Annotated in this window: 15 protein-coding genes and 4 pseudogenes; 9 read left to right on the top strand and 10 right to left on the bottom strand. The window is 69.3% G+C overall.

The features are described from left to right. Nucleotides 1–91: 91 nt before the first annotated feature. Complete coding sequence (locus IE178_RS27105; protein WP_438874416.1) at nt 92–871, bottom strand: AfsR/SARP family transcriptional regulator; 780 nt, start codon at nt 869–871, stop codon at nt 92–94. A gap of 517 nt (nt 872–1,388) precedes the next feature. On the opposite strand from IE178_RS27105, the gene IE178_RS27100 reads away from it, so the two are divergent. Together IE178_RS27100 and IE178_RS27095 are read left to right on the top strand one after the other, a co-directional pair. Beyond that, complete coding sequence (locus IE178_RS27100; protein WP_193514109.1) at nt 1,389–2,090, top strand: hypothetical protein; 702 nt, start codon at nt 1,389–1,391, stop codon at nt 2,088–2,090. A gap of 305 nt (nt 2,091–2,395) precedes the next feature. After that, nucleotides 2,396–4,252: a S41 family peptidase gene (locus IE178_RS27095; RefSeq protein ID WP_318280266.1), complete on the top strand. Its 1,857-nt coding sequence runs from the start codon at nt 2,396–2,398 to the stop codon at nt 4,250–4,252. Nucleotides 4,253–4,958: 706 nt separating this feature from the next. Here IE178_RS27095 and IE178_RS27090 read toward each other — a convergent pair. Beyond that, nucleotides 4,959–5,825, bottom strand: coding sequence for an SCO4651 family lipoprotein (locus tag IE178_RS27090; protein WP_184765776.1), 867 nt, complete (start codon nt 5,823–5,825; stop codon nt 4,959–4,961). Nucleotides 5,826–6,142: 317 nt separating this feature from the next. Here IE178_RS27090 and IE178_RS27085 point away from each other — a divergent pair, with 317 nt between their 5' ends. Beyond that, a complete protein-coding gene (locus IE178_RS27085; protein ID WP_184765777.1) occupies nt 6,143–6,427 on the top strand; it encodes a GlsB/YeaQ/YmgE family stress response membrane protein in 285 nt (94 codons plus the stop codon). Between the two features lie 254 nt (nt 6,428–6,681). Here the strand turns inward: IE178_RS27085 and IE178_RS27080 are convergent, their stop codons facing one another. Further along, nucleotides 6,682–7,470 carry an MBL fold metallo-hydrolase gene (locus tag IE178_RS27080; protein WP_193514107.1) on the bottom strand — a complete coding sequence of 263 codons (789 nt, stop codon included), beginning with the start codon at nt 7,468–7,470 and terminating at the stop codon, nt 6,682–6,684. 95 nt (nt 7,471–7,565) lie between these two features. Between IE178_RS27080 and IE178_RS27075 the strand changes: the two genes are divergently transcribed. Further along, the gene (locus tag IE178_RS27075) at nt 7,566–8,168 is read left to right on the top strand and encodes an ABATE domain-containing protein (protein ID WP_184765779.1); all 603 of its coding nucleotides are present in this window, start codon (nt 7,566–7,568) and stop codon (nt 8,166–8,168) included. A gap of 59 nt (nt 8,169–8,227) precedes the next feature. Here IE178_RS27075 and IE178_RS27070 read toward each other — a convergent pair. The 3 genes and pseudogenes from IE178_RS27070 to IE178_RS27060 all read right to left on the bottom strand — a co-directional run. After that, nucleotides 8,228–8,336 (bottom strand): annotated as a pseudogene (locus IE178_RS27070) (response regulator transcription factor); the annotation flags it as partial. A 13-nt stretch (nt 8,337–8,349) separates the two neighbouring features. After that, nucleotides 8,350–8,730 (bottom strand): AQJ64_40280 family protein, encoded by a 381-nt coding sequence (locus IE178_RS27065; protein ID WP_184765780.1) that lies wholly within the window; start codon nt 8,728–8,730, stop codon nt 8,350–8,352. 182 nt (nt 8,731–8,912) lie between these two features. Continuing rightward, a complete protein-coding gene (locus tag IE178_RS27060) occupies nt 8,913–9,734 on the bottom strand; it encodes an endonuclease/exonuclease/phosphatase family protein (RefSeq protein ID WP_438874417.1) in 822 nt (273 codons plus the stop codon). Nucleotides 9,735–9,890: 156 nt separating this feature from the next. On the opposite strand from IE178_RS27060, the gene IE178_RS27055 reads away from it, so the two are divergent. Continuing rightward, entirely contained in the window at nt 9,891–10,766 is an 876-nt protein-coding gene (locus IE178_RS27055; protein ID WP_193514105.1) for a PhzF family phenazine biosynthesis isomerase, read from the top strand. Between the two features lie 142 nt (nt 10,767–10,908). Here IE178_RS27055 and IE178_RS27050 read toward each other — a convergent pair whose 3' ends face one another. Then, nucleotides 10,909–11,208 (bottom strand): hypothetical protein, encoded by a 300-nt coding sequence (locus IE178_RS27050; RefSeq protein ID WP_193514104.1) that lies wholly within the window; start codon nt 11,206–11,208, stop codon nt 10,909–10,911. A 583-nt stretch (nt 11,209–11,791) separates the two neighbouring features. Between IE178_RS27050 and IE178_RS27045 the strand changes: the two genes are divergently transcribed. Further along, entirely contained in the window at nt 11,792–13,852 is a 2,061-nt protein-coding gene (locus tag IE178_RS27045) for a SpoIIE family protein phosphatase (RefSeq protein ID WP_193514103.1), read from the top strand. 209 nt (nt 13,853–14,061) lie between these two features. Continuing rightward, nucleotides 14,062–14,658 (top strand): hypothetical protein, encoded by a 597-nt coding sequence (locus tag IE178_RS27040; protein ID WP_193514102.1) that lies wholly within the window; start codon nt 14,062–14,064, stop codon nt 14,656–14,658. A 296-nt stretch (nt 14,659–14,954) separates the two neighbouring features. Here IE178_RS27040 and IE178_RS27035 read toward each other — a convergent pair whose 3' ends face one another. Together IE178_RS27035 and IE178_RS27030 are read right to left on the bottom strand one after the other, a co-directional pair. Then, nucleotides 14,955–16,151 carry a PP2C family protein-serine/threonine phosphatase gene (locus IE178_RS27035; RefSeq protein ID WP_193514145.1) on the bottom strand — a complete coding sequence of 399 codons (1,197 nt, stop codon included), beginning with the start codon at nt 16,149–16,151 and terminating at the stop codon, nt 14,955–14,957. Nucleotides 16,152–16,404: 253 nt separating this feature from the next. Further along, a pseudogene (locus IE178_RS27030) lies at nt 16,405–16,902 on the bottom strand (LysR family transcriptional regulator); the annotation flags it as partial. A gap of 141 nt (nt 16,903–17,043) precedes the next feature. On the opposite strand from IE178_RS27030, the pseudogene IE178_RS27025 reads away from it, so the two are divergent. Together IE178_RS27025 and IE178_RS27020 are read left to right on the top strand one after the other, a co-directional pair. Further along, nucleotides 17,044–17,306: pseudogene (locus tag IE178_RS27025) on the top strand (SDR family NAD(P)-dependent oxidoreductase); the annotation flags it as partial. Nucleotides 17,307–17,620: 314 nt separating this feature from the next. Next, complete coding sequence (locus tag IE178_RS27020; protein ID WP_193514101.1) at nt 17,621–18,967, top strand: RICIN domain-containing protein; 1,347 nt, start codon at nt 17,621–17,623, stop codon at nt 18,965–18,967. Here the strand turns inward: IE178_RS27020 and IE178_RS27015 are convergent. Continuing rightward, a pseudogene (locus IE178_RS27015) lies at nt 18,962–19,135 on the bottom strand (DUF5133 domain-containing protein); the annotation flags it as partial. The gene IE178_RS27020 and the pseudogene IE178_RS27015 overlap by 6 nt on opposite strands. Nucleotides 19,136–19,209 lie beyond the last annotated feature (74 nt).

The following is a 19,209-nucleotide window of genomic DNA, read 5'->3' as shown; positions in this document are numbered from 1 at the left end:
CCAGCGCGACGACCCGGCTGCTCCCTCGCATCCCGTGGGCTGTGGAGCGCATCCCGTGGGCTGTGGAGGAGCAGCCGAAGGCTCTTGACGATCACCGGAACCATGCTCGAAGGCAGTCCCGGCGAGCCAGGTCCCGGTTTCGTGGCGCGGTCCGCTCGGAGAGTCGCTCGGGAAGCATCCGGGCGAACCGCGACGAGGGCGCGACGCCCAGTTCCTGGTGCAACAACCGGCGGAACGCCTCATAGTGGCGCACCGCTTCGCTGATGTTTCCCTCCGCGAGATGCGCCGACACGATGGCCCGATGCGCACTCTCCCGTAAGGGCTCCGCGCGTACGCCTGCCCAGGCGGCCTCCATCCCCAGGGCCGTTCTGCCCTGCCGTATCAGGGATTCGGCCAGGGTGTCGAGCGCGTGCAGTCTCAGTTGTCGCAAGCGTTCACGCTCCACCAGCACCCACTCCTCGTCCCACCCCGGCAGCAGATCCTCTCCGGTCAGGAGCTCCAGGGGTGGCCAGGTGTGCGAGGGTGGGCCGCAGTCTTCCACGACGTCGAGCGCCGTTCGCGTGAGGACGTGGACGTCGACACGCAGGGCCGGGGTGACCACCAGCGAGTCACCGCAGCACACGATCAGGGGTGGCTCGCCGCGCGGCAACTTCCACAAGGTGGTGCGCAGACTTCCCCTGGCGTGTTCCTCGGTCACCTCGGGCCACAACGTGCCGGCGAGAACGGTGCGGGACACCCGGCCCCTCAACCCCATGAACGCCAGCAACCGCTGGCCATTGCGGCACAGTTCAACGGTCTCGGTACCGAGTTCCAGCCGGAACTGGCCGAGCAACCGCAGCTGTGGAGGAGACACCATCATCGCCTCGCTCACAGTGTGTTGCGTGAGCGCACCTCTGAAGGCCGGCCCGCCTCACCGACAGCGCGTCGTCGCGCCGTCGGCCCCGGTGCGATGCGAGGACGTACCTCATTTTCCGAGGAGACCCTCATTATCAGTTTCTGTCCCTCCTCCGCCCTTCGCAACCTCGCGGGACGCAGGTCACAGGCCTGCCGTCGCGACGCGTGACGGGTCACGATGGTGGTCCGCACCGCCGCACACGGGCGGTACGGCTACACGGCTCCCCCCTGGTACGGCGCGCTTCCGCTCGACGAGCGGCACCCACTGCTTCCCATGACCCCGGGAAGCCGCCGCCCTGAGCGCGTCTCCCCATGTCGATGACGCCGGAATGACGTCGCATTGACAGCGGCCCCGTAGCGTCGGCACTGCATCGGCGACGGTCGATAACCGTCATCACGCACGGCACACCGCACGGCGGCAGCACCCTCGACCGAGGCGTCGGTGTGCTGGAGAGTCGCGCGACGAACCTGGTGAGCGGACAAGGGAGTTCCCCATGCCTCAGCACAATCCCTACCCGGTCCCGGAGGAGCCCGGGGTATTCATACCGGTCGAGGTAAAGGGCTGGCAGGACGGCTACGACGCGGGCATCAGCTCCCCACCGAACACCCCTCCGACACCGAGTGTCCGCAACCCCGACTATATGGATGCCTGGGAGGAAGGTGCCGCGTCAGGCAACGCCGACGGGCGGACCGAGGGCTGGCGCTGGGCGTACTTCGGCGGAGGCTCGCGTCCCGATCCCCGGGGTGCGGGCGGGCCGTACGAGCCGCAGAACAGCGGCGAAGGCGGACAGGAGCACAGCGAGGTCTTCACGCAGAGCTGGCCATGCGTGGGCGAACGGCCGCTTCTGGTGGTGCTGGCGCGGTTCGCCCCCGGGCAGCGCGGCGGGGACGGGCTCACGGGCAGGCTGCTCGCCCGGGCCTGTACGGACAAGGGCGTCACGCGGCTGTACCTGCCGGTGAGCCTGCACCCCTCCGAAGCCCCTCAGGACGGGACCGGCGATCCGCTCACCGACGCGGGCTACTGGCACGGCACGGTCCAAGAATCCCTGGACGAGGCCGCACCCGAGGCGATCGAGCATGTGACCGTCCGCGTGGTCCGCTTCGCGGCCCTCCTGCGGTACGAGCCGACGGCAGAGCACGACTTCTTCGATCTCCTGCCGGTGAACGGTCAGTTGCCGTCGAACCGCCTGAGCTGAGCACGCGACGTCCCGGAGGACACCCACCTACCGACGAGTGACCCCCGGGCGGGCAGCGGCTGATGAGCGACGCCCGCTCGTCACCGAAGGCGCGGAAAACCGGTCGTGGCATCGGCGTGGGTGTGCCGCTCCCCCTGTACGGCTGCCGCTGACGGTGCGCCGCTGATGCCGGTCGCACGGCCCTTCCAACTCCGTTCGAATCACCCTGGAGGAACAACATGACGGGCCCGGCCGAAGACAGGACACCCGCTTTCATCCGGCATGCCGCGGAATCGGTCCGCTCTCACCTGACCGCCGCACGTCCATTGAGCGGCTTCCTCGAAGGGACGGGCACGCTGACTCTGGAGGAGCGCCGCCTCATCGTCGATCAGGCACTCGTCCTGTTGGATCAGAACTACGTCCACCTGCCGCTCAAGACCGCGATGCACGCCGTGAACCCGGTCCAGCGCCTGCGGGTGCTGCGCCGGCGCCTGGAGCGGCAGACAGAGCAGACCATGCCACCGGAGTGGCTCTTCCACGCCGAGATGTCGGAGATCTTCCATTCGGTCAGAGACCTTCACACCAACTACCTGCTCCCCGAACCTTTCACGGGCAAAATCGCCTTCCTGCCGTTCCTCATCGAGCAGTACACGGACGCGCAGGGACCCCACTTCATGGTCACTCACGTGGCCGAGGGCTTCTCCGCACCCGGCTTCGCCCCCGGCGTCGAGGTCACCCACTGGAGCGGCATCCCCATTTCGGCAGCCGTCGACCTGAACGCGGCCCGGTTCGCCGGCAGCAACACTCCCGCCCGGCGCAGCCGAGGCATCCAGTCGCTGACTGTACGGCCGCTGCGCATCCACCTGCCGCCCTTCGAGGAATGGGTGACCGTCAGCTACATCGACGAGAGCGGCACGCATCATGAGCTGCGCGAGAACTGGCGGATCGTGGAGAACCTGCCTCCCATGGTGGACGCGGACGCGATCAGCACCGGGGCCCTGGCCCAGGGCGTGGACCTCGACGCGGACGAGGCCGGCCGGGCGAAGGTGCTGCTCTTCGCCCCTCGGGTCGTCGCCCAGGAACAGGCCGTCCAGGCCGACGAACCGGTACCCGAGCTGCGCCGGAGCGAGATCGCCACGACCATGCCCAAGGTGTTCAGGGCCCAGCAGGTGACGACGTCCTCCGGGCGGTTCGGCCACATCCGCATCTTCACGTTCAGCGTGGACGACCTGGGGTCATTCCTGCAGGAGTTCGTCCGGCTCGTCGGGCAGCTGCCCCAGGAAGGGCTCTTCGTGGACGTCCGGGACAACGGCGGCGGTGACATCCATGCCGCCGAGTTCGCCCTGCAGGTCCTCACCCCTCGCCGGATCGTCCCGGAGCCGGTGCAGTTCATCAACACCCCGCTCAACCTGCGCATCTGCCGCATGCATCGCGACTCCTCCGGCATCGACCTGAGTGCCTGGGTCGACTCGATGGAGCAGGCCATTGAGACCGGCGCCACCTTCTCGAGTGCCTTCCCCCTCAGCCCCGAGGACGGTGCGAACGCCATCGGCCAGCAGTACTTCGGGCCAGTGGTTCTCATCACCAACGCCCGCTGTTACTCGGCCACCGACATCTTCGCCGCCGGTTTCCAGGACCACCGGATCGGCCCCGTGCTCGGCACCGACGAGAACACCGGCGCGGGCGGGGCCAACGTCTGGACCCACAAACTTCTGACCGACCTCCTCGAGGACGACCGAGCCACGCCGTACGTACCGCTGCCGAAGGGAGCCGGCATGCGCGTGTCCATCCGCCGCACCCTCCGGGTCGGTGCCCTGTCCGGCACTCCTGTGGAGGACCTGGGCGTCGTCCCCGACGAACTGCACCGGATGACCCGCCGGGACCTCCTGGAGGACAACGTCGATCTCCTCGACCGGGCTGGCCGGCTCCTCAAGGACCGGGAGCCGCACACCGTGTCCGTCACGGACGCCGTTTCCGTCAACGGCTCCTTGAAGCTCAAGGTGAGGGCGGCGAACGTCGATCGCGTCGACGTCTATGTCGACCAGCGACCGTACGCATCGGTCGATCTCACCGACGATCAGGCCGATGTGACGCTGCCCGTCGCGGCAGCCGCTCGGGCAGCCCGCATCGACGGCTTCGCGGCCGGCCAGTTGGTCGCCAGCAGGACGGAACAGCTCCCCTGAAGCCTTGTCCCGCTACCCGGCTTCGGTCAGCATGCGGGATGGGGGCGCCAAGAGGGGAGACGGCCTCTTTGCCGCCATCGGATCCTGATGCCGGCACGAGTAGGCGACTTGATGATCGGCGCGATTTCCAGGTCGTTGGTCAGTGCCCAACTCGGCGCCTCTGCACCAACATGAAAGACCGTCACGCCAGCCGTTTTGAGCTGTCACTGCAAGACTGCAAGTTGGCAGAAAGCTATCGTTCCTGAGGTGACACGTCTGCCTGCATGCGCACCAAGATCCGGAGGGTTTCGCGGGCCTCCCGGCGACGGCTCGGCCGCTTGGAAAAGGTGGCCACAAGCGCGATGGCTGCGGCAACACCGACGTATGTCATACAGCAGATAAGCGAGATCATCCCGAGTACAGTCGGGACCAATTCGACCACGAGACAGTGGGGTTATCGCCCCCCTCGGCGACTGGACATCTTTTCCACCAATGTACGACTTCCGGCCCATCCGCGTCTGGTCGCGAACAAGCCATACTCCAGAGGCAGCTCCAGCGAGGCCACAGCACTCCTGCTGGTGTTCGTGCTGTGATCAGGATCGGTGCACCATCGGAGAGACGCCCGCAGGCCCGAAAGATCACCGAACGGGTGGACGCCGTCCGCCCCTCCGTCCGCACCGCTCGACGCGGACGGAGGTCGCAGCACGGCGGATGACTTCCAGGTTGGTCAGGACTGCTGGCTTTGCTGCAGGGCCTTGTCAGTCATGTCGGCCACCTGCTCGGCCGGCGGGGCCTCGGCGTCGACCTCCGTGCCGAAGTCCGAGAACTGCATCACAGAGCTCATTTTGAGCTGCTGCGGCGCTGCGCCGGCGTCCGGCGTCGCGGAGGCGGAGGCCGCGACCTTGACGGTCATGTCCATCTGCTGGCGACGGAGCCGGCCCTCGTCGTCGAGCCAGACCTGCATCGGCAACGTCGGGCCGAGCTGCTCGCGCATCTGATCGCCGCCCGGCAGCTTGGTCACATCCACCGAAACCCGGTAATGCGTGGTGTTCACGCCGTCGATCTTCTCGGTGCCGACTTTTGTGACGTCCTCGTCAGTGATCGCCTTGGCATAGGACGCGGTCTGGGCCGGGTCGCCGATCTGCTGGTTGTTCACGCCCTGCTGAGCGGCGACCTTGTCCAGGTCGATCCTGACCCAGGGCTTGCCACCCGGAGCGTTCCGGCCCGGGGTCTTCTGGTACAGGACCTCATCGACCACGCGTTGCTCGAGGCTCTTGCCCTGCGCGGTGATGGTCATGACGCTGTCGCCCTCGGCCAGATCGAGGATGCCCTGACCTTCCGACGTGACCGACTCGCCCTCCGCAGCGAGCTTCATCCTGATCGTCATCCGTGCCGACTCGGCTTCGGCCGTCTTGTCGTAGGCCGCTCGTACGGCCGTCGTGCCCTGGTCGTGGCCCCCGTCGCTCCTGTTCGCGTGCGACGACGCACCGTCCTTGGCACCCGTCTGCTCACTGTCGTCGCCACACCCCGCCAGGACGCTCCCCATGACCGCAGCCATCGTGATCGCGCCGACCTTCATCCCCTTGCGTCGCATGTGTATTCCCCTGTCCTCGACGACTACCGCTCGCCCATTCATTGACAGCGATCCGGCGACCCGTGTGCCCCCCGGAGAAGTGTGAAAACACCTTTTGCCGCTGGGAGTTGGGGCTCAAAGCCTGATGCGAGCGAATCGTGCCGCCGATGTGAAATGGCACTGTGCCACCAACAGGCCACCGACCTGACATCGGCACGCAGAGGTGAACGGCGATCCGCGAACTGATCGACATCTCCAGCGCAACCTCTGAACGAGGTAGTTAGGAGATGCGATCCGGGGACATACGTACGGCGAACCGACAGCAAGGAGATTCTGTTATGGGCATCATCGCGTGGATAGTCATCGGCCTGCTCGCCGGCGCCATCGCCAAGGCACTCATGCCGGGTAAGGACCCGGGAGGAATCATCATCACCATGCTCATCGGCATTGTCGGAGGGCTCCTCGGAGGTTTCCTCGGCAAGGTGATCTTCGGAGTCGACTCGATCGACGGCTTCTTCGACCTGTCCACCTGGATTGCGGCCATCGTCGGATCCGTCATCCTGCTGGCGCTGTACCGGCTGTTCACCGGCCGCGGACATCGCCGCGGACACGCCCACGCATAACAGCCCGGCGATCGGCGCGACCCCGCGCAGGGCAAGCCGACATACTCATACGTGGGTGCCCCCGTCTGGAGACGGGGGCACCCACGTATGAGTTGGCATGCTTCTCGGCGGCTTGCCGAAGCCCACCCGGTCCAACTGCCTTGATGAGGCCTTTCGGACGACCGCCGCCATGGCGGGCACGTCATACGGCAGCACCGGGCATCGGGAGGTCGCACGACCGTCGCCGATGCGGCGACAGTCGCGGTTCGGCGGGCTCAGTCGCGCTGGATCCAGGCCGGGTCAAGGCGGTCGGCCAGGCCGGCAGCGGTGAAGGCGGCCTCCAGATCATCACGGCCCTCGGTGAAGTGGGCCCAGCTGTCGTGGTGCACGGGGACGACGCGCCGGGCGCCGAGGATTCGGGTGGCTTCGGCTGCCTGAGCGCTGTCGAGGACGATCAGTCCGCCGTCGAAAAGCATGGGGAAGCGGGGAGCTCCGGCGAAGAGGAGGGCGGTGTCCACCGGGGCGAAACGCCCGGCTACTTCCCTGACCACGTCGAGTGAGGCGTTGTCGCCGCTGACGTAGACCGTGGGCAGGCCGTCTCCGGTGAGCACGAAGCCGACGACCTGGCCGGTGATCGGCTCGACCTCTTCGCGGGGGCCTGGCCCGTGGACGGCGGGCACACCGGTGACGGTGACCGTGCCTCCGCCGGGGCGGCTCAGGTCGATCGACTCCCAGTCGGCCAAACCCCTGGCCCCGTCCCCGAGTCGCTGTCCGCCGCCGGGCGTGGTGAGGGTGAGGGGAACGTCGGCGAGCATGGCGCGACCGGAGGCGTCGAGGTTGTCGGCATGCTCGTCGTGCGAGAGCAGGACCACGTCGACGGGGCCGAGTTCGGCAGGGGTGGCAGTGGAGGGGGCGGTCTTGGTCAGGGTCGGGCCCGGCGAGGGGTAGTCGCCGGGACCGTCGAAGGTCGGGTCGGTCAGGAAGCGCAGGCCGCCGTATTCGAAGTAGGCGGTGGGACCGCCCAACGTACGGACCTGTATCTGCTCGGCGTCGTGCTCGGGCATGCGGACCACCCTCGACAATCACGGATAGGAGTCTCTTTTTCCGTGACTCACGATAGGGAGGGATCACGGAAAAACGCAAGCGTTACCATGAGCATGTGGAAGAGACCGTGGTCGCCGACATCGCACACACCGCACTGCCCCCGGCTCCGGGCGCCGACCGGTACCGCTCGCTCGACTTCGCCGACACCGCCGCGACCCTCCCCGCCGGCCAGAGCTACGACCTGCTCGCCACCCCCGAATCCGCCATGCGCTGGCTCGCCGCCCACGATCTGACCGCCCCGGACGTGAAGCTGTACGAGGTGTGCACACAGCGGACGCGCGCTCTCCGCAGTCACGTGCGGGCCCTGTTCCGCGCCCGCGTCGACGGCTCCGCCCCTCCCGAGCAGTCCCTGCGGGCCCTCAACGAGGCGCTCACGGCCGTGCCTACCGCACCCCTGCTCGCCTGGGACGGAGCGCAGGGACCGCGCCGCGTCCAGGCGCACCCCACCGACCAGGCCGTCAGTCACGCTCTGGCGACCCTCGCCGCCGACGCCGCCGACCTGCTCACCAGCCAGGACGCCGGCCTGATCGCCGCCTGCGGCTCCGCACCCTGCGACCGCTTCCTCCTGCGCACCCACGGCCGGCGCCACTGGTGCTCCACCCGCTGCGGCGACCGCGCCCGCGCCGCCCGCGCCCGGCGCAACAGCGCCTCGGAGTAACAGCGCCACACACGACAACCCGGCCGTACAGGTTGACGCCTGAGCAGCCTGAGCAGCCTGAGCAGTTCCAGGGCGGACTCGCCGTCGCCGGCGATGTCGGCGGCGATCGCCTCCAGCCGGAGACCGTCACGGACGGCTTCGGCCGGGGTAGGGCTCATCCCTCACGATGAGTAGCTGTGGATCAGGTGGCGGGACGAGCGCTCCACGCGTCCTGGAGAGCCGGCTGCACGTCTTCCCCGAGAACGAGGTGCGTCGTTCTGCCCGGCAGGGTGGGCAGCTCAGCCCAGTGAGTCACGGTGTCATCGCCAGCGAGACCGTAGGGCAAACGGACGAACCCGTCGGAGTCGACGAAGCAGTCCCTGTGTTCCGTCCCGTCCTCACTGAAGTGCGCAGTCGTGAAGTACATCGGCCTCACCAGCCAGAATGCCTCCCCCGACGCTGTATCGGACTCTGCGCTGCCGGCTGGATACCGGCCCGTGATCGCCGCCGCCACCGGTACACCGCTGCGCGGCAGTCTCTTGCGTGCGTCGACCCAGGTCACCTCGGTGTTCGGATCCGTCATCCCCATCCTCCTCACCCGAGCGCTCGGACAACCGTTTGCTGCCGATGCGCCCGGCACGTCGGTACGACCGTTGTCCCGACCTCGGTATCCGGTAGGACGGCCCGGCGCTTGCGTGGGTTGCCTGAGCCGGAACGAACACGGACACCGGATGCTGCGGTCGCAGCCCCAGCCCCGCCGGCTTCTCAGGTGGCGTCCAGGTCGGTGTGCACCAGGTGGTGGTCCGAGTACGCGGTGGGTTCCACGCTGTGCTTGAGCGGGGTGAGACCTCGCAGGAAGATGTAGTCGAACTTGCTGTGCCAGTCGGTGGTCGGCGCGCAGGCGCCGGCGGGCGAGGGACGACACCGGGGATCCGTGTCCTCGGCCACTGCCCATATCCGGGTGAGTTCGAGAGCGTCCGGCACGGCGTTGAAGTCTCCGAGGACGATGGCACGGTCGTGCCGGGCGATTGCCGCGGCGAGTACGCCGGTCTGTTCCGCCCGGACTGCTTCCTGACGTCGTTCGGCGAGGTGCGTGTTGAAGACCCGTACGGGCCTGCCACCCACCATGGTGGTGACCGCCATGTAGCCGCGGTCTTCGGATCCTCCGTCGGGGTACTCCACGTTGACGCGGTCTGTCATCGGTGCCGCCGAGAGGACCGCCTGGCCGTAGGCTCCCGGACTCCACGGCGCTCCCCCGCAACGGCCCCAATTCCGTAGGACCGTCCCGTACTCGACGTGGTAGACCAGCCCGTGAACGCGCTCCAGGTGGTCCCGGATCCTCTCGACGTCCCGCACGCACGCTTCTTGCAGGCCGATGACCTGGGGCGCATACGTGGCGATCTCCGCGGCCCGGTCGACGTCGCTTTTGTCGCAGGGGTTGCAGATGTTCCACGTCATGACCCGGTTCGGTACGACGTCCCTGACGGCATCCACAGGAAGCGACCTGGTGAAGGGGGTTCCGTTGGGTGCGCTGGAGCCCAGGAGCACCATGCAGGCCACGATCACGACACCCGCGAGCGACCGCATGCCCCGTCCGAGCACCCTCGCCTCCTCACTGTGGATCCATATGGCATCTGACATCTCCGTGCACGAGCTTATGGGACGGCGTTGTCGGCACCACCTGCCCGGCCCGCGCGCAGCGGTTCAGGAATAGCCCCGGGTTCACGCCGTGTTGTCCCGAGCATGACGCCGAATGCGCCGCGGCCCGAGGTGCTGCGATACACCGCCTTCTCCAGCAACCCGGACGGCGGAAACCCCGCCGGCGTCGTTCTGGACGCCACCGCTCTGGACGACGGGGACATGCTGGCCATCGCCGCCGACCTCGGATACTCGGAGTCCGCTTTTCTGACCGCTCTCCCGGAGGGCCTCGGCGGTCAGGAGGGACGGGCGTACAGCATTCGTTACTTCAGCCCCAAGGCCGAGGTGCCGTTCTGCGGACATGCCACCGTCGCGGCCGCCGTGGCGCTCGCCGAGCGGATGGGTCCGGGTCAGCTGGTGTTCGCGACGCCGGCCGGCACTGTGCCGGTGGTGGTGACCGAGGAGGACGGGACGGTCAGGGCCACGCTCACCAGCGTCGAGCCGCACGTCGAGGAGATCACCGCCGCCGACCTCGCGGAGGCACTCGCCGCGCTCGGCTGGCCGACCACCGATCTCGATCCGGCCTTCCCACCCCGTATCGCCTTCGCCGGTGCCCGCCATCTCGTTCTCGCGGCGGCGACACGCGCTCGCCTCGCGGATCTCTCGTACGACTTCGCGCGCCTCGAAGCCCTCATGCACCGCCTGGATCTGACCACGGTCCAGCTGGTGTGGCGGGAATCGGCCGCGGTCTTCCACGTCCGTGACCCGTTCCCCGTCGGCGGGGTCGTCGAGGACCCGGCGACCGGCGCCGCGGCCGCCGCGTTCGGGGCGTACGCCCGTGAACTCGGCCTTGTCCCCGAGGACGCCGTCCTCACCCTGTACCAGGGTGAGGACCTGGGCCGCCCGGGCAAGCTCACGGTGACGCTGCGCGTGGGTGACCCGCGCGTCCGGGTCAGCGGCGAAGGCACTCGCATCGCCTGACAGGTCCTCAGATCGAGCGGCGGGTTCGTCGTTTCACCGATGCCCGTGTCTTCGGGGGACGGACGGTGCCGTTCGTGCACGGGGCGTACGAAGCGCCGATCAGCCGCGCGCCCTGTCTCGGTACGAGTGGGCGGGGTCGGCGTCAGGCCTTGTAGTACTCGCGTAGGTCGTCCATCACTTCGGCGAACCTTTCCCGAACCTTTTTCTCCGGGTTGCCGGTCCCGCCGGGCCGCTGCCCGGGCAGGCACAGTTCGACGAAGCACCGGTCCACGGAGCCTTGTGCCTGGTACCCGGCGCTCTCACCCCGGCTCGGATAGGCCGAGCAGAACTCTTTTCCGTCGGCGTGGCCGAGGTACAGGTCGGGGTCGCTGCGGGTGGCGGCGCACGAGTCGCGTCTGAGGGCTTCCACCGCTTTCGCGCTGCCGCCGACGGTGATCGTCATGGAGAACGGCTCCCACCAGGTGCGCTTGTCGTCGGCGCTCACCCGGCACTGGCCGCGGCCGTTCCCGTACCACTTTCCGATGGCCTCGGCCTCGGGTCAGCCGGCAGGTCACACCGATGGCCGCATGCAGGTTCGACCGCTGTGATCGTCTCGAAGTCCGCCTCGCGGTCCCGCGCCCTACCCGACCGCCTCGGGAGCGATATGCCATCGCGGCAATGCGGGCGTAGTGTCCGCATATGGGTGATGTTCGGTATGGCTGGTGTGGTGCGGCCCTGCCGGAGTCGGCCGGAGACGGCAGCTGCTACCGCCGCCCGGCACACCGGCAGGCGACGTGGCGGGCACGGTATCGCCCGCGGGCGGCTGACGGTGCACGGCGGGACGTGGCCGTCATCCAGCGGATGAGCGGGCTCCTCGCCGCAGCGCGGAGTGGCGTATGCCACGGTGCTGCGAAAGCCGACAGCCGGCAGCTGGTGCACTCGGCGACTCCGGCCTGTCGACCTTCTCGGGGGCTGCCGCTCGAAGCGACCGGGTGGGGCGGAATGGGGTCGGTCCATCTGACCCTGCGGTGTCACGTGGACGCCTGATGGACACCGTGATGGCCGCCGTGTTGCGGGAAACCGGTGCGTTCGGAGCGCTGCTGTACGCGCTGCCGCCGGGCGACAACGCGTTGTGGCTGGCCATGGTCGCAGGGCTGCCGCGCAATTTCGCGGCTCCGTGGAAGAGGGTCGCTTTGACCGATCCGATGCCGGTGGCCGACGCCGTGCGCGAGCGGCGCCTGGTGTGGATCGCCGACCAGGAGGAGATGGCGCGCCAGTACCCGCGGCCGGCGCTCGTGCTGCCCTACGAGTTCGCGCTGGCGGCCGCTCCCATCACTTCGAGCGTCGAGGTCCGGGGCGGGCTGGTGCTGCTGTGGGCCGGCGCCCATCCACCGCAGCTGAGCCCCGGCGAACGTGACGCCATCGAGACGGGCTGCCGCCGCCTGGACGCCCTCCTGCGGCAGGCCGGGGACCGCGGCGACCCGCTGCCGCCTCCCGGCCGGCCGCGAACCCTGTCCCCGCCGACCGTTCACCCGGTCTCCCCAGGCGAGACGGCGGCGGTCACGGCCTTCATCGACCGCCTGCCCGGAGGGGCCTGCGCGTTGGACACCAACGGCCGCATCACCTTCGTCACGCCGACCGCCGCCGACCTCCTCGGGGCCGATCCGGCCGGCCTGGTGGGTGCCCTGCCCTGGGAGGCGCTGCCGTGGATGGACGTCCCCCAGGTCGAGGACCGCTATCGGGCCGCGATGGTCAGCCGCCGACCCCAGTCCTTCACCGTCCTGCGACCCCCGGATGCGTGGCTGTCCTTCGAGCTGTACCCGGATGCCTCCGGCATCAGCGTCCGCATCACCGGCGTCGATCCGTCCGAGGGTGCTCCCGCACCGTCGTCCGTGCCGGCCGCGGGGCCCAGCCGCGCCACCCTGCTGTACCACCTGATGCAGCTGGCCGCCACCCTGACCGAGGCCGTCGGCGTGCAGGACGTGGTCGACCAGACCGCCGACCAGCTCCTGCCCGCCCTCGGGGCACAGGGCATGGTGCTGATGACCTCCGAGGACGGCCGCCTGAAGATCCTCGGCCACCGCGGCTACAGCGCCGAGGTCATGGACCGCTTCGACGCCGTCCCCCTGAGCCTCGACCTCCCCGGCACCAGGGTCCTGGCCTCCGGCGTCCCGAGCTTCTTCGCGTCCTTCGCCGACCTCCATCGCGCCCACCCGTCCACCGTCCACGAGGACGGGATGGCGGCTTGGGCCTTCCTGCCGCTGATCGCCTCCGGCCGCCCCATCGGCTCCCTTCTCCTGGCCTATCGCCGGCCCCATGCCTTCCCGCCCGGTGAACGCGCCGTTCTCACCTCTCTGGCCGGCCTGGTCGGCCAGGCCCTGGACCGCGCACGCCTCTACGACAGCAAACACGCTCTCGCCCACCGCCTGCAGTCCGCCCTGCTCCCCCACAGCCTGCCCGACATCCCCGGACTGAAGGTCGCCGCCCGCTACCTGCCCGCCGCCCGCGGCCTGGGCATCGGCGGCGACTTCTACGATCTCATCCGTCTCGACCAGCACACCGCGGCCGCCACCATCGGTGACGTACAGGGTCACAACGTGGACGCCGCCGCCCTCATGGGGCAGGTCCGCACCGCCGTCCACGCCCACGCCACCGTCGGCGCGCGCCCCGACCACGTGCTGGCCGGCACCAACCGCCTCCTCACCGACCTCGACCCCGGCCTGTTCACCAGCTGCCTGTACGCCAACCTCGACCTCGCTCGCCGACGCGCCTGCCTGTCCACCGCCGGACACCCGCCGCCCCTGCTGCGTCATGCGGACGGACGCACTGAACTCCTCCGCGTTCCACCCGGTCTCCTCCTCGGCATCGACCCGGACAGCCGGTACCCGACGCTGGAATGCGCCCTGCCCTCCGGCTGCGTGCTCGTCCTCTACACCGACGGACTCGTCGAAGCCCCCGGGGTTGACCTCGACGACGCCACCGCCGCCCTGGCAGGACTCGTGGAGCAAGCGGATCCGACCGCCCTCGACGCCATGGCCGACACCCTCATCCGGCACGCCCCCGCCCCGGGAGACGACATCGCCCTGCTTCTCATCAATCCCGCTTGATGACGCTCATCACCGCCCGCTCGGTCGGAAGGTCCCGTACGAGCGTCCTCCAGGGGCCTCGTGTGTCGTCCGGGGCGGCGTCGTTCAGGCCGGCTCTCCACCCGTGGTCTCCGCCGGGGAGCAACCCGTTCGGGCCAAGCGTGATGGCGCCGGGCCCTTCCCGAGGGCGAGAGTGAACACAGCCCTCACCCCCTGCTAAGGAGTCCTCGATGTCCGAACGCAACACCCTGATGCGCAGCCTGCACGACGTGGGGCTGGCAGCGTGGTTCGGCGGGTCACTGATGGGTGCCGTCGGCCTCAACGGCGCGGCCGAGTCCGAGGGGGCAACCCGGACGGCCACCGCCCGGATCTCTTCGTCCGGCTGGGCGAAGTGGACGCCGGTCAACGCCGCGGCCATCGGCATCCACCTGTTCGGCAGCGGCGGCATGCTGGCCGCGGACGCTCCCCGCGTCGCCACCCAGCAGGGCGCGGCCGCCGCCACGCTCGCCAAGGCCGTCGTCACCGGCGCGGCCCTGGCCGTCACCGCCTACTCCCGCGTCCTCGGCAAGAAGGTCGAGCTGGCCTCCTCGGACGATCCCGAGGACGCCGAGAAGGCGGCCAAGCATCCCATCGACACCGAAAAGGCCCAGCGCCACCTCGTCTACGCGCAGTGGGCGGTACCGGCGCTGACCGGCTGCCTCGTGGTACTCAGCGCCCTTCATGGTGAACAGCAGCGTCACGCCGGGCAGACGCAGGGCATGTGGCAGCGGGCACGTTCGATGACGTCGCACATGCCGTCGGCCTCCGACTGGCATTGCACGCGCTGAGCACACCCCACGGCCCTCCCACGCCCCGGCCTCGTGTCCGGCGGCGGCCTCTGCCGGCTCCGCGGAGCGGCCGTCCGTGACTCCTGGCGCGGCCCATCGGATGGCCATAGCCCCGTGAACAGACGTGTTCTGCACGACGCGGCCGGCGACCCGGGCCGCTCGTACCGGGTCGTATCCCGGGGCGACCGGCCATCGGTGTCGATGATCCGCCAGCGGGCGGTCCAGGAGAAGTCGGCGGTGTACGGGACCGGCCGCCCCACTCCGCCCAGGCGTTTGCAGGAGTGGGCCGCTGCGGCTCATCGCCGCGGCCCCGGTCTGGATTCGTCTGATGATCGACGAGGATTGCCGTACCAGTCCAGTATCAGGACTGTGGCATCGTCCTTGAGGTTGCCGTGGCAGGCATCAAGCACCGCGGCGGTCAGGCTTCGGACCGCTTCTCTCGGATGCAGCGCGCGAGTGTCGCGAACGACCGAGGCCAGGTCGACGGCTGAGGCACCGCGCTCCTGCATTCCGTCCGTGAGCAGGATCAGGCGGTCTCCGGGAAGCAGTTGTAGTTCCTGTAGGCGGTAGGAGGTGGGTGACGCCACGCCGAACGGCAGGTTGACTGCGAGTCTGACCTCTTCGACGGTGCCGTCGCGCAGCCGCAGTGGCCAAGGATGACCGGCGTTGACCAGTTCGCAGCGGCCTGTGTCGAGGTCGACGCACAGCAACTGTCCGGTGGCCAGGCCGCGGCTGTGGCTCAGCAGTGCCTGGTGTGCGTGGTGGGCTTGTTTGAGCGCGTCACAGCCACTGCGGCGTGCCCGCCGCAGTGCGCCGACCAACAAGGTGGCCAGCAGAGCGGAGTTCGTGTCGTGGCCCATGGCGTCGGTGATGGACAGGTGCAGGGTGTCGCGGTCAAGGGTGTAGTCGTAGGTGTCGCCGCCGATGTCGTCGGCCGGGACCAGCCCCGCGGCGAGGCTGAACTGGGGCGCCTCACAACAGGGCGCCGAGGGAAGCAGTTGGTGTTGGATCTCCGCGGCCAGGCTGGTCTCGGTGGTGCGCCGGCCCACGTGGTACAGATCGGTGAAGCGGCTGTCCGTGACGATGATGTAGGCCAGCGCGCGTGCCACATCGCGGAGCTGTCGGAGCACCGTGTCGTCGACGGACTGCAGGGTCGCCTCCAGGACACCGATGCAGTCGCCGCGGTTGGTGACCGGCGTGATGACGCGCCGTCCGCCCTCGCCGTCCGGTTCCACATGCTGGAGCTGGCTCCGCAGAACGCCGTCGTAGACGCTGTTGCGCAGGTCGATCGGCTCGGCATGGTCCGCGGCCTCACCGCCTGCCGCGGCGAGCCGTACCAGTCGCCGGCCGATGAGGTCGACAAACAGGAAGGACACATGCTCCGCACCGAATCGCTTCCGCAGGTCGTGCGCTACCACGTCAACGGACTCACCGGGCGGCGCCGCCTCCGCGGCGGTCAGCAACTGGCCCAGTTCCAGATCTCCACATTCCACAGCAACCTCCCGTCGGCTGCCGGAACTTTTTCCCCGAGTTTCCACGACATCACCTGATGTGCCTGTCCTGCCTGGGTACAGCGGACCGGATCGGTGCGAGCAGGTCCCGGCTCCGTCAGGTGGCGTCCGCGGGCAACCATCGACTCGCCGGGCGCATGCGCAAGCGGGTTCCAGCTGCCACCCGTGCGAGAGCACTGGCGGGAAGCCGCCGGTCTCTGCTGCGCCTGCGGGGACGCCAGTCGTCTCCAGGCCTCTCGGTGTGCAGGTCTTCGGTGTCGAAGCCGGCCGTGTCGTCGAACGGCCGGTGCAGCAGCGCCACGTCGGCCCGGCCGTCGCGCAGCACCCGTGCCTGTTCGCCCGGCCCGCACAGCACGACGTCCACCGCGACGGCGCCGGGCTCGGCGGCGTAGGCGTCGAGGAGTTTCGCCAGCAGCTCTCCGGAGGCGCCCGCCTTCGCGGCCAGGACCACGGCGGGACGGCCGGTCTCGGCGAGCGCGGCCCGGCGGGTGCGCCGTTCGGCGGCCTCGACGGCGTCCAGCGCTGCCCGCGCCTCCCGCAGCAGTACCGCCCCGGCCCCGGTCAGGGCGACGCCCCGGCTGCCGCGCTCCAACAGGGTGGCGCCCAGGCGCCTCTCGAGCCCGCCGATCGCCCGCGACAACGGGGGCTGGGCGATCCCGAGCCGCTGTGCGGCCCGGCCGAAGTGCAGCTCTTCGGCGACCGCGACGAAGTACCGCAGCTCACGTGTCTCCACGCGGCCAGCCTAACCGGGTCGGCCAGGAGCGATACCCGGGCGGTATCGCCGTCCACCCGATCGGTCTTGGACGCCCTGCCCGGCGCGGGAGAAACATCGACGGCATGAGCGAGACGAACAGCCGGGCCGCCGCCGTCCAGCGCGGAAACGGGCCCGATCTCCGTCGCCTACGCTCCGTCGAAGACGTTCCTCAACGCCGTCACCGTGCAGTACGCCAAGGAACTGGCCGACACGAACGTCCTGATCAACGCCGTCTGCCCCGGCTTCACAGCGACCGACCTCAACGGCTTCCGAGGGTGCGCACCCCCCGGCAGGACGCGGCCTCCGCGATCCGGCTGGCCACGGTGCCAAACGACGGACCGACGGGCCGCTTCTTCGACGACGAGGGCGAGGTGCCCTGGTGACGGGTAACGGTCCGCCGCATCCCGAAAAGATGGCGCGCCCGACAGCGCCCGACGCCCCATCAACTACTCTGGCCCCAGCCGTTGAACCCGCTCCACCTCGGCCGGTCACGCCCCGCCCCCGCGTGGGAAGCGCCGTTCCGGTCAGCGCGTCGCACAGTCGCCGGTATGACCAAGAAGGGCGTCTTCTCCCTCTCATACGCTTCCACGGGTACGTGACCGACACGAACACCTCACGGAGCCGCCGGCGTACGGCGGCTGCCTGACGATCTACGCGGACTTCCAGGTCAAGCCTGAGAAGAAAGGTATGGAAGTACATGTCCGAACAGCAGCAGGCGTCGAACGAGCCCCCCGCCCCCAAGGCGGCGGCCGCAACGCCCGACGCCGAGGCCATCACGGCCGCCCTCACCGGCGCCGGGAAGCCCCCCACTGCCTCCGCCCCGGAGGGCACCGGCACGGGAAGTGCTGCCGCGGCCGAACCGGAGGCCGGTGCCGACACTGATGCGGGGACCGGGCCTGCCAGTTCCACGGGCGGACGGAACGCCGGTACCGGGGCCACGGGTCGGACGAGTGCTGCGGGTGACACCGGGGAGACTTCCACCGGCGAGAAGGCTCGGGCCACCGGCACCGCCGAGTCGACGGCCGCCCAGGCCACGAGCGGTGACGTGAACGTCGGCCGGGAAGAGAAGGGCACCGCCGGCAGGACCCACGGCACGGGCACCGACGAAACGAATGGCGCGCAGGGGTTGTCCGCCGCGGCAACCACGGGGCAGCCCACAGCCATTGCGGCCGCCGTGGACGGTGATGGCGCGACCGGCTCCAGCCGGAGCGGAGTCGGCCGCCCCCGCAAGCCCGTGCTCGCCGCTGCCGCCGTAGCGGGTGCCCTCCTGGTCGCCGTGCCGCTGCTGATCACGGCGACCGACGAGGACGAGGACAAGAAGGCCGTCGATACCGCCTCCGCTGACACTGTCCTGGGCGTGGCCAACGGTCCGGCCGGCGTCTTCGACACCCAGTCGCCCTCCCCCACGAAGACAGAGCCGGAGAAGAAGGAAACGAAGAAGGGAGAAACGGACAGGAAGGTGTCCGCGCCGCCGACCGCTGAGAAGCCCGTCGCGCCCACAGCGGAGCCCAGCGCCTCGCCGAGCCAGAAGAAGAAGGCCGTCGTGAAGAAGGCGCCGAGCAGTCTGCCGGCCGTTCTGACCAGAGTGCTGATCAAGAACAACACCAACCACACCTGCGTGGATGTCCCGGGCTTCAGCAGCGGCCGACCCGACGGGCCGGTGACGCATGCCACGTGCAACAGCAACACGGACGACAACCAGTTGTGGAACGTCGAGAGGCGTTACGACAAGGCCGGACCCGGCGGGGCACCGCTCTTCCAGATACGCAACGTCATGGACAGCATGTGCCTGGACCTGCCCGGCTACCAAGGGGTCGGTGGAGCCACCAAGGTCACGGAGTTCCCCTGCGACGGCACCACGAACGACAACCAGCTGTGGTGGCTGGACAAGCAGTCCGACGGGAAGTTCTGGATACGTAACGCCGCCAGCAACAACCAGTGCCTGGACTCCTACGGCCCCGACGACGCAACGCGCGACCTGATTGTCTGGCCCTGTGCCCCGGAGGGCCAGAACAACCACGAGTGGATCTTCACGCGGTCATGACCGAGCCGGGCCACTGCCGCCGGGTGCCGACCACGGCGCGTGTCCGGGGGCGAGCTGCGGCATCTGGGCGATGAGGGCGGCTTCGATGTCGCGGGGGCCGGTCGACACGCACGGGGTGTAGGCGGCGTTGTCCATGCGTCGGCGGACTTCCGGGCTGCCGTCCTCGGCGTGCGGGGAGCGACATCGGCCTGGATGACCATGCCGACGCCTTCATGTCCTGGGCAACGTGTCGGACGTCAACG

Origin of the sequence: Streptomyces griseoloalbus, assembly GCA_014650015.1 — a bacterium.
Taxonomy (GTDB): domain Bacteria; phylum Actinomycetota; class Actinomycetes; order Streptomycetales; family Streptomycetaceae; genus Streptomyces; species Streptomyces griseoloalbus.
The sequence above is the reverse complement of the archived record's forward strand: the minus strand, read 5'-3'. Positions and strand labels throughout refer to the sequence as shown.

Coding starts and splice junctions, on each gene's coding strand:
- IE178_RS27065 (WP_184765780.1), bottom strand. CDS start 8,730: ATGACGGATCCGAACACCGAGGTGACCTGGGTCGACGCACGCAAGAGA.
- IE178_RS27060 (WP_438874417.1), bottom strand. CDS start 9,734: ATGCGGTCGCTCGCGGGTGTCGTGATCGTGGCCTGCATGGTGCTCCTG.
- IE178_RS27020 (WP_193514101.1), top strand. CDS start 17,621: ATGTCCGAACAGCAGCAGGCGTCGAACGAGCCCCCCGCCCCCAAGGCG.
- IE178_RS27090 (WP_184765776.1), bottom strand. CDS start 5,825: ATGCGACGCAAGGGGATGAAGGTCGGCGCGATCACGATGGCTGCGGTC.
- IE178_RS27040 (WP_193514102.1), top strand. CDS start 14,062: ATGTCCGAACGCAACACCCTGATGCGCAGCCTGCACGACGTGGGGCTG.
- IE178_RS27080 (WP_193514107.1), bottom strand. CDS start 7,470: ATGCCCGAGCACGACGCCGAGCAGATACAGGTCCGTACGTTGGGCGGT.
- IE178_RS27085 (WP_184765777.1), top strand. CDS start 6,143: ATGGGCATCATCGCGTGGATAGTCATCGGCCTGCTCGCCGGCGCCATC.
- IE178_RS27055 (WP_193514105.1), top strand. CDS start 9,891: ATGACGCCGAATGCGCCGCGGCCCGAGGTGCTGCGATACACCGCCTTC.
- IE178_RS27100 (WP_193514109.1), top strand. CDS start 1,389: ATGCCTCAGCACAATCCCTACCCGGTCCCGGAGGAGCCCGGGGTATTC.
- IE178_RS27045 (WP_193514103.1), top strand. CDS start 11,792: ATGGACACCGTGATGGCCGCCGTGTTGCGGGAAACCGGTGCGTTCGGA.
- IE178_RS27050 (WP_193514104.1), bottom strand. CDS start 11,208: ATGACGATCACCGTCGGCGGCAGCGCGAAAGCGGTGGAAGCCCTCAGA.